The organism is Luteibacter sp. (assembly GCF_009912395.1).
Taxonomy (GTDB): Bacteria; Pseudomonadota; Gammaproteobacteria; order Xanthomonadales; family Rhodanobacteraceae; genus Luteibacter.
Genome location: NZ_WNDO01000039.1, coordinates 26,475 through 35,594 on the forward strand (window position 1 = coordinate 26,475; position 9,120 = coordinate 35,594).

Annotated in this window: 9 protein-coding genes and 1 pseudogene; all 10 read right to left on the minus strand. The window is 61.8% G+C overall.

Annotation, left to right across the window (positions count from 1 at the left end):
- Positions 1–7: 7 nt before the first annotated feature.
- Positions 8–1,486 (minus strand): XVIPCD domain-containing protein, encoded by a 1,479-nt coding sequence (locus GAK28_RS23275; protein WP_291784962.1) that lies wholly within the window; start codon positions 1,484–1,486, stop codon positions 8–10.
- Positions 1,483–2,001 carry a hypothetical protein gene (locus tag GAK28_RS23280; protein ID WP_291784963.1) on the minus strand — a complete coding sequence of 173 codons (519 nt, stop codon included), beginning with the start codon at positions 1,999–2,001 and terminating at the stop codon, positions 1,483–1,485. The genes GAK28_RS23275 and GAK28_RS23280 overlap by 4 nt, the downstream gene beginning before the upstream one ends.
- Before the next feature lie 74 nt (positions 2,002–2,075).
- Positions 2,076–3,494 (minus strand): XVIPCD domain-containing protein, encoded by a 1,419-nt coding sequence (locus GAK28_RS23285; RefSeq protein WP_291784965.1) that lies wholly within the window; start codon positions 3,492–3,494, stop codon positions 2,076–2,078.
- A gap of 68 nt (positions 3,495–3,562) precedes the next feature.
- Positions 3,563–4,294, minus strand: a complete 732-nt coding sequence (locus tag GAK28_RS23290) for a hypothetical protein (protein WP_291784967.1) — start codon at positions 4,292–4,294, stop codon at positions 3,563–3,565.
- A 24-nt stretch (positions 4,295–4,318) separates the two neighbouring features.
- Positions 4,319–5,608, minus strand: a complete 1,290-nt coding sequence (locus tag GAK28_RS23295) for an XVIPCD domain-containing protein (RefSeq protein WP_291784970.1) — start codon at positions 5,606–5,608, stop codon at positions 4,319–4,321.
- Positions 5,609–5,631: 23 nt separating this feature from the next.
- Positions 5,632–6,156: a hypothetical protein gene (locus GAK28_RS23300; RefSeq protein ID WP_291784973.1), complete on the minus strand. Its 525-nt coding sequence runs from the start codon at positions 6,154–6,156 to the stop codon at positions 5,632–5,634.
- Positions 6,157–6,180: 24 nt separating this feature from the next.
- Positions 6,181–7,407: an XVIPCD domain-containing protein gene (locus GAK28_RS23305; protein ID WP_291784976.1), complete on the minus strand. Its 1,227-nt coding sequence runs from the start codon at positions 7,405–7,407 to the stop codon at positions 6,181–6,183.
- A gap of 230 nt (positions 7,408–7,637) precedes the next feature.
- Complete coding sequence (locus GAK28_RS24900) at positions 7,638–8,045, minus strand: XVIPCD domain-containing protein (RefSeq protein ID WP_343161916.1); 408 nt, start codon at positions 8,043–8,045, stop codon at positions 7,638–7,640.
- Positions 8,046–8,051: 6 nt separating this feature from the next.
- A pseudogene (locus GAK28_RS23310) lies at positions 8,052–8,906 on the minus strand (peptidoglycan-binding protein); the annotation flags it as partial.
- Positions 8,907–9,023: 117 nt separating this feature from the next.
- Positions 9,024–9,120, minus strand: a 97-nt coding sequence (locus GAK28_RS23315; protein WP_291784983.1) for an IS3 family transposase, incomplete at its 5' end; no start/stop codon positions are given.

Here is a 9,120-nt window from a genome sequence, read left to right on the forward strand (position 1 = left end):
TGGTTCTTCACTGGCCCTGGGACGGCGCTTCCCGCGAGGGGGCTTGCTGTTGCGATGCCTGCAGGGCGTGGATCTGTTCGTGCTGTTTCGCAACGTCGTGCCAGGCGTCGCTGCTTGCGGCTACCGGGGTAACGACGGCCTGGCGGGTGTCCACGTCGGCGAGTCGCTTCAGGGGCGAGTCTACCGAACCTTGCACCGCGTAGGTCCGTGAAGCGTCGCCGTTCATCACGGCAAGGTCGATGCGATCCAGGCCATCCCGCCGGGCGGCCACGGTGAGCGCCCCGGCCAGGTTGTCGCTGGAGGCGTCGGGGGTGCGGTGGTGTGCGGCGTCGAGCTCGTGGACGGCGCGTTGTGCCTGCTTGAACATGGCATGATCCGGATGACCCTCGTGGTCGAGGGCGACCTGCGGTTTATCGTGCTCGAACCACTCCTTGGGATGGGTGAGCGTGTGCCAGGCGCTGGACGCCTTTTCCTCGAGTGCATGGAAGCCCTCGCCGATATCGTGCGCGACGTGCCCGATACCTTCCTTGAGGTGGTCGAAGCCTTCCTTCGCTTCGTGGATGACGTTCTCCACGCCATGCTCGATGGCTGTCACCCCGCCGGCCAGGGTCTCCATGGCCTTGTGTTCCAGGGTGTCCTTGAGATCGCCGAGGGTCTTGGGAATCTGCCATGGGGCGGAGATGCCCTTGCGGATATCCATCACGTCGTTGCGGTAGCGATCGATCATGCCCTCGTGAGATCGATAGCGAGCCTGGTTTTCCTCGCTGATGATCGAATGCCCCAGCAGCTTGCTGTTCGGTACGAAGTTGTCGATGGCGTGCGCACTGAAGTCTGTGGCCTTGATCGGGTTGCGCAGCGAGAAAAGGCCACTGTCGTCCCGGTAGCCGGCCTTGGTCAGGGTATCGATATCCTGTTGGGCCGCGTAGACGCGAACCTCGCCGAAATGTGCGCTGGCCGCGCTGACGAGGTCGCCGGCGCGAACATGGTCGATCACCTGATTGCCGCCCTCGGGGATGCCCTGGCGGAGACCTGCCGCGCCGTAAGCGTTGAAGGTCTCGCCCTTCAGGCCGAATCTGGCCGCGCTGATTTCGGCCAGCGTGCCGCCCAGGGAATGGCCGGTGACGGTGATGTCAGGCGGCTGGCGATCTTCGTCCTTGGCCGCCTTGTTGACCTTGTCCATGACGCGCTGGGTAAAGAGGAGGGCATCCGGCGTTTGCAGGTTGAGGCCGGTAAGTACCATGCCCGCGTCGACGCCGCCGTCGCGCACCGGCTGGCGATCGAACTCGGTGCCACGGAAGGCGACGATCACCTGCTGCGGCTGGACGTCCTCGCGCACGTAGGCCTGGGCCTGGAAGCCAGTGATCGGATCGTCGGCCGCATCGATGACGCGATACGTGATGCCGTCTAGTTCGACGGTCTTGTTGATGGCGGTGTCGTGATACACGTCCTGCGAGAGCAGGGCGTAATCCGTCGACCGCGGGCTCACGGCAGCCGCTCCGCGGCGTGCAGGCGGATGGAGAACGTGGCCTGCGGGTCGTTGAAGGCGTGGGTATCGTTGGCGCCGGTGTCGATGCGCTCATCGTCGCTGCGCTGATACGACTTCCTGGAGAAATACTTGACGACCTCGTGCTTGCCGAGGATGTCGTCCTTGTAGATCGCCGGGCTGAAATTGACCTGGCCATGGTGGAAATCGGCCGTGGCACCGACGACGGCCCAATGGCAGACACCCTGGCCGAAGTAGTCTTCGTCCTGGATGCGATCCATGAAGATCTCGCCGCGGTACTCGTTGTCGCCGGTTTTGCGGAACTCGACGGGCAGCCGCTTTTCCGGGACCACGGTGGCTCCCATGACCGGTGTCATGGGAACGCAGGCAGGATTATCCACACGGTAGTCCACATGGCCGTCGATGCGGTCGAACTGCCCCGGGGCACCATCGACCTTCACCGTGATCTCATAGCGCATGCGCGGTTCGGGATTGAGTTTGACTTCGGGCTGTTTCATGGCTTCACCGTAGGTTGGGAAGGTCAGGAAGAGGGATAGCAAGGGAAGGGCGATCGGCAGGTGGCGTCGGTGCGTCAATGCAGGGTTCTCCCCACGGTCGGCTGAGTTATTTCGGGTGCGGCCTGAGATGCGCGTTCCATGCTCTGGGCCATGGCTTCCTGCTGGCGTTGTTCGGTGGCCTGGGGCCATGCCTTGCTGCTTTGATCGATGGAGGCCGAAATGCCAAGTTCCGTTTGGACTTCGGCGATTTTCTTGAACGGCGAGGACAGTTCGCCCTGTACCGCATAGGCACGACTGGCGTCATCACTCAGCATCACATGATCGATCCGGTCCATGCCCTTTCGCTGTGCCTCGACGGTAAGCGCGCCGGCAAGCTGGGTGCTGAGTTTGTCGGGCGTACGGCCTTGGGCGGCATCGAGGCGCTGGGTGCCCTCGAGGGCTTGCTTGAACAGGGCGTTGCCGGGATGGGATGGATCGTCAAGGCGTTGCCGGTGTAGAAGCTTGTCGAGTTCCGGTGAACCATGGACAGACCCGTTTATCGCGCTTGCCGCCGAAGTGGGCATCAGCGTGGTGACCGCGACATCTCGTCCGAATTCACCTGCGGCGACACCGGCTCTTGCTGCGACGTGTGCTCCGTGTGCCGCTGAGGTGGCTATCTGGTCGACAGCATGGCCGATTTCCCTTGCCGAATTTTGACCCGCGGCCACTACAGCGGCGGCGCCACGATCCAGCCCGTCGAATACGGCCTTGTGCGTCTCCCACGTTACGGAGGCATGATGGCGAATTTCTTCGACATCCGATCGGTAGTAATCCACCAGAGCACGATTGCTCAGGTATCGTGACGCGTTATCCGCGCTTATGATCGTTTTTCCCTGGATATCGTTGACCGGTGTGAAGTTGTCGATGGCATGCGATTGCATATCGAGTGCGTTGACGGTCCGGAAGATGTCATAGCTTCCTTCGGGTCTATAGCCAGCCTTTTTCAGGATGTCGATGTCCTGTGGCGTAGCGTAGACGCGCACTTCGCCATAGTGCTGGCTTGCAGCACTCACGGGGTCGGTAGCCCTGACATGGTTCACGATGCCCGGATCAATCTTTGGCCGATCCTTGTATAGGCCCGCTGCGCCATAGGCGTTGAATGTCTGGCCGGGAAGCTTGAAGTCAGATCCATTGATTTCGGCTAACGTTCCGCCGAGCGAGTGGCCAGTTACTGATACGTCGTCAAACCGCCCTTGGATAGCCCCCCTTTCATTAACGATTGCCAGGACGTTTTCGGTGAATTTTCGCGAATCGGCCTCTTGGCCATTGGCGCCGATGAAAACCATTCCTGCATCAACTAGTCCATCATGCATGATGTCTCGATCAGGCTCCGTACCCCGATAAGCGATAACGACCTTATGTTCGTTTGCTTCCCTATAGGCTGTGCCCTGAAAGCCTGTATTGGGATTGTCGGCTTTGGCAATGACTGCATAGGTGTGGGTGCCTAACGTCATTAGCTCTCCTACCTTTCGATCTCGGTAGGCATCTTTGGCGAGAAGTGCGTAATCCGTTGCGGCGAGCGTTATTTCGATGCTCCTTCCACCCGAATGGTTACGTTGAACGTGGCTTCCGGGTCAGGAAAGCTGTGTGGATCAGCCGATGCCGGAATATCAAAGCCGCTAAGAGTGCTTTCAAATCCTCGATTAGGGAAATAGCCCTTGATGACATTTCCATCCACCATTTGTTTTGAAAAAACTGGGATGGAAAATGTCGTCTGGTTGACTCGAAGACGGACGGAAAAGGCCACTAACTGCCAATGACATACACCTAGGCCATAGTAGTCTTCGTCAAGTAGCCCATCTTTGGCGACTTTGGCTTCCATCGCTATATCGGAGATTTTTTGGATTGAAATCGGCACAGCTCCAGATGGCGCTCTTCTCGCACCACTGAACTTGACTCGGGGGAGGCAACTTTCATCAGGAATTTGATAGCTGGCCAGCCCATCGATGGCGTCGAAAGATCGGGGAGATTTTTCGATGGTGATATATAACCGATACTGGGATGTTGGATTCGGATTGATCTGGACCTTCGGTTCTTCCATGTTTCCACCACATGCGGCGAGTGAGAGAAACAGGCCGGGGACGGCGACCTGCACGAGTCGCCTGGCGAGCCGTCGTAGGCTCGCCAGGCTGGACGCGTCAGGGATGTAACGCGTGAAGCGATAGGCATTCGACGGAGATGACGGCCGCGCGCGTCCGTGCGCCGACAGGGCCGGCGTCGTGGAAGTTGCGGGCGAAAGTCCGTCGTATGCCATGGTTTCCTTTCCTTCGCGGCGCGGTCAGCGCTGCTGCTGTTGTTGGGTCTGTTGTTGCTGGGCCTGCTGTGCCTGTTCGACGTGCTGGCCCTGCTGGGTGGCGTGGTGCTGGGCTGCCATCTCGCTGCTCTTGTCCAGCGGCGTGGCCAGGGCCTTCTGCATGTCGACCTCCGCAGTCTGCTTGAATGGCGAATTGAGATCGCCCTGCACGGCGTAGGCCTTGGTCGCGTCCTGGTTGGTCACCACGTGGTCGATCGAGGTCATCCCATGCTGCTTTGCGGTCAGCGTGGTGAGCCCGGCCACGCGTTCGCTACGCTCGTCCCAGACATGCCCGTGCTGGGCATCGAGACGCTCAACGGCCTTGCGCGCCTGCTCGTACAGTTTGTGGTCGGGATGCTCGGGTGAGTCCATGCGCGGGCCATGGGCGCGAAGTTTTTCCGCGGCCTCGATGGCGTCCAGCGTCTTCTTGCCCACGACGCCATCGGGATCGAGCTTATGCTCGCGCTGGAAGCGCTCTACGGCTTCCTTCGTGTGCTGGCCGAAATGACTGTCGGTGTCCAGGCGCTTTCCATTCGCGTCCGTGACGCCCAGCGCGTTGAGGCGCTCCTGGAGGCGCTGGACATCGGCGCCCTTGTCACCGGGGTGCAGCGTGGCGGCCTTGTGGTCCGGCGGCGTGTGGGCTTCCGGTTTGGCCGATGTCCCTGGCTGCTTAGGCGTGGCGGGTTCCTGGGCCTTGTCGTGGGGCGCCTGGCCGCCGTGCAGCGGCGCCTTGGTCTGGAATTCCGGCTTGGCGCGCAGCGCGCCCATGATCTCCATCTTGTCGCCATCCCAGTAACGACCCGGCTGGATGGTGACTTCGCCCGGGCCGGTGCCCACCTGGGATCCGATGAAGCGGATATTTCCGTGCGAATCGTAGTCACGCACGATACCCACGTGTTGCCCGGTACCACCCTTTTCCTTGAACATGATGATGTCGCCCGGCTGCAGGTTGCCGTGCGGCTTGCGCGCGTCATTGGCGGAAATCACGTCGAAGTGCGACTTGGCGTAAGCCGTGGTCTGGTGACCGTTGAACAGGTCGCTGGTGCCGAAAGGCTCCTTGGCGACGTTGTAGCCTGCGTCGTGCAGGCCGCGCCATACGAACGACGAGCAGTCGACGCCCCGCTTGCCGTCACCGTCGAGGTCCTGCTCGGTGCGGCTGGGGTCGCTGCGACCGTTGATCTTGCTGTGATACACGTGATTGGGTCGGCCGTACTCGAACTTCTGTCCCGACTCGAAGAAGTGGATTCGCGCTTCGTTGTAAATATCCGGATTCATATGTAACTCCTGGCTGATGAACGTCAGATGCCGTCGGCGTACTGGTCGAGTTCTCCCTGGTCGACCCATCCCGCCGCACAATCGCCGGTGTACTTGCCGTCACCGACACGTTGGCACGACTTTCCTGTCGTCGCCTTTTTCCACTGGACCGGAAGATCGGCCTTCTTGCACAGATCCTTGCCTTTGCACTCCGGCACGCTCGCGGTAGGCACGGCGATGACGTAGTGGCGCTGGCTGTCGTTACCGCGGGCCGTCGCGGCGATGCAGACGAACTGGCGGTCTTTCAGGCGGGCGACCGTCTGGCCCTTGCCGTCGAGCTTGTCGTTGAGGTCCACGCCATCGGCGCCGTCCTGGGCAGCGATCGAGCCGAATAGCGCTCCCTTGCCGCAACCGGCGTAGTCGACGCTGAAGCCATCGATCTTGCAGGACGACTTGCCGTCGCAGGGTGCGGCAGGCGTCCCATGGGTGGCTGCTCCTTCGGCGCGGACGGGCGCCACGGCCTGCGCGGCGAGGAGGGCGCTGGCGAGAACGGCGAGGGAAATCTTCATGAAGGCATCCATGGTGTCGATACGTTAGTGGCCGTGCGGCTTGATGACCGGCGCGGGAGGGATGGGATCGGGATCCGCCTTGGCGACGGCCTCGGTGGATGCGCCGTTGTGCGGGTCTTGGGCGGACAGGACGGCCTGCTCGGTGTTCACCTCGGCGATTTTCTTCAGCGGCGAGTTGAGGTCGCCTTCCACGGCATAGGTACGCTGGGCATCGTCACTCAACGCGACATGGTCGATGCGGGTCATGCCCTTGTCGTGCGCCTCCATGGCAAGGGCGGCGGCGAGGTTCTCGCTGCGCTCATCCGAGCGGCGATGATGGCTCTCGTCGAGCTTGTGCACCGCCGCGAGCGCCTGGGTATAGAGCAGGTGCTGCGGGTGGGAGCGATGCCGGAGCGCCTCCGTATCGTGATGGTGGTGATGCCGGTGATGGTGGTGATGCGGCGAGACCATTTCGGCCAGGCGATGTTTCGTTTCGATCATCCTGCGCTGTTGTTCGTACATCGCTTCCTGGTCGATGGGATCGTCGGGGGCATCCGTTTCCGTGACGATCTTTCTGCGTTTTTTCACGCGCTCTTTTGTGGCCGCCGCTTTTTCGCGCTCGGCCGGATGAGCGCGATCTTCCCGTTGCGCAGGTGACGCGGTTTTTCCGACATCGCCTTCCGCGAGGCGCTCCATCAGCGTCGGCGTCAAGCGCCGTTCCCAGGTATCGAATCGTGCCTTGCGGTCGTCGAGGCCGTACAGACGCCCATTGAGCGCTTGCGTGGCCGCCTTGACGTCTTCGCGCGCCTCCTGGGGCACGTGGCTGCGCCAGTACCAAACGGCGATCGAGGCGGCATGCCCGGGGTCGGCGGCAAGTTCGGGGTGATCGACAAGGTCGATACCCAGGGCATGGCTTGCCGCACGGTAATGGTCCTTGCCCGGCACCGGGAGGTAGCCTCGGCCGTGATAACGAAATCCATCTCCCGGATGATCGTTGCCGTTACGGTTGCCGTACATCAATTCCGCCAGGCGTTGAGGCTTGCCCAGCAAGGCGTCCCGACGCGCGGCATCGAGCACGCTCGGGCCTTCCCGCCACGCCGCCTGCACGGGTATCTGAGCCGTGCCGCGCATGTAGCGGAAACTTTCCTCCAGCCGGTTCAGGCCGTTGGATTCGTGGGTGACCTGGGCCATGAAGTTGGCCAGCTCCCTGGGGGAACGTATCCCTCCCGCATAAGCGGCGGTCAGGACCTGCGTTTCACGATCAATCGCCATATGGAACTCCTGTTTGACCATCGTTCGGTGTCGCATCCCGCGTACCGTTCACCCGTCATCCCGACGAGCCTGACCGAATCCTGCGAACTGGCTGATCCCCCTGTGCCAATGGATCCGGTCGAATCACCTTAGCGCGACTGCCGCCCGCACAATGTGCGCGAACCGGCAACCTGGATACATGAGCCGCCCATCATCGTGGGCGAGCGGATGTCATCGTGGCGCCAACACCCTCAAGGTCCGTGCCCCGGTTGCACCGATCGCTGCTGTTGCTCCTGGGGTTCCTGTTGCTGGGTTTGCTGCGTGGGCATGTGTTCCATGGCCGCCTTGCTCTGCTCGAGCGGTGTATTCACGGCCTGGGCGGTGGGTATCTCGACCACCCGCTTGTGCGGCGAGTTCATATCGCCTTGCACGGCGTACACCTTGCTGGCGTCATCACTCAAGACCACATGGTCGATACGACTCAATCCTTCTCTCTTGGCGGCGACAGCCAGGGAGCCGGCCAGGTTTTCGCTGAGCTGGTCCGGTTTTCGCCCATGCTGCGCATCCACCGCGTGGACACCGGTGCGCGCCTGGTCGAGCAGGGCGAGATCGGCCGTAGGTCCGGTCGCGCGATCCCGATCCTGTCGGGTGGCGTCCACATGCTTCTGAGCGGTGATCGCCTCCTGGGTTCGGGCCCCTGCGACACCATCGGCATCCAGACCGTGCTCGCGCTGGAATCGTTCGAGGGCGCTACGCGTCCCCGGACCGAATTGGCCATCCGTGTGCAGGTCCTTGCCGTTGGCATCGGTATAGCCCAGGCGAGCCAGGTTGGCCTGGAGCATCCGGACGTCCTCGCCATGCATGCCTTCCTTGAGCAGTCGCGGGTCTGCCGCGCGCGGTTCCGGCGCAGGCTGGCCCACGCTACCGCTGGCGAGCCGCTCCATGACCTGCGGGTTGAGCTTGCGCTGCCAGTCCTGAAAACGGTGTTCCCGGTCTTCGAGGCCGTTGTATTTGCCGTTCACCGCGTGCGTGGCGGCCTTGACGTCTTCCTTGGCCTGGTCGGGAACACGATTTTCCCAGTACCAGGTGGCTATCTTCGACGCGTTCTTCGGGTCCGCCGCCAATTCAGGCTTGTCGACCAGGTCGATGCCCAGCGCTTCGCCCGCGGCGCGATAGTTGTCCTTGCCGGTGAGCTGGATGTAGCCACGGCCGTGGTACTTCCAGCCGTCACCCGGCTCGTCGTTGCCGTTGCGGCCGCCGTACATCAGCTCGGCGAGATGCTCTGGCTTGCCCATGAGGGCATCCTTGCGGGCGCTTTCCAATGCGGCGGCGCCTTCGCGCCAAGCCGACTGGACCGGAATCTGGGAGATCCCACGGGTGTACCGGAAGCTTTCTTCCAGGCGGTTCAGCCCATTGGATTCGTGCGTTACTTGCGCCATGAAATTGGCCAGTTCCCGGGGCGAACGGATGCCAGCGGCATACGCGTCCGTCAGGACCTGGGTCTCACGATCAATCGCCATGTGCAGCTCCTGTCTTACTTTCAATGGCGACAGCTTGTCCCGCTGTCTTTTATCTTCCTCCGCTCAAGCGGAGGTCTCGACTCAAGGTGATCTTGCCCCTGATTTACGGACACCTATCTAAGCGACATTGGCCAGCTCGTACTGCTCTGGGCTGAGGTAGCCCAGGGTCGAGTGCAGCCGGATCCGATTGTAGTCAACCTCAATGTAGTCAAAC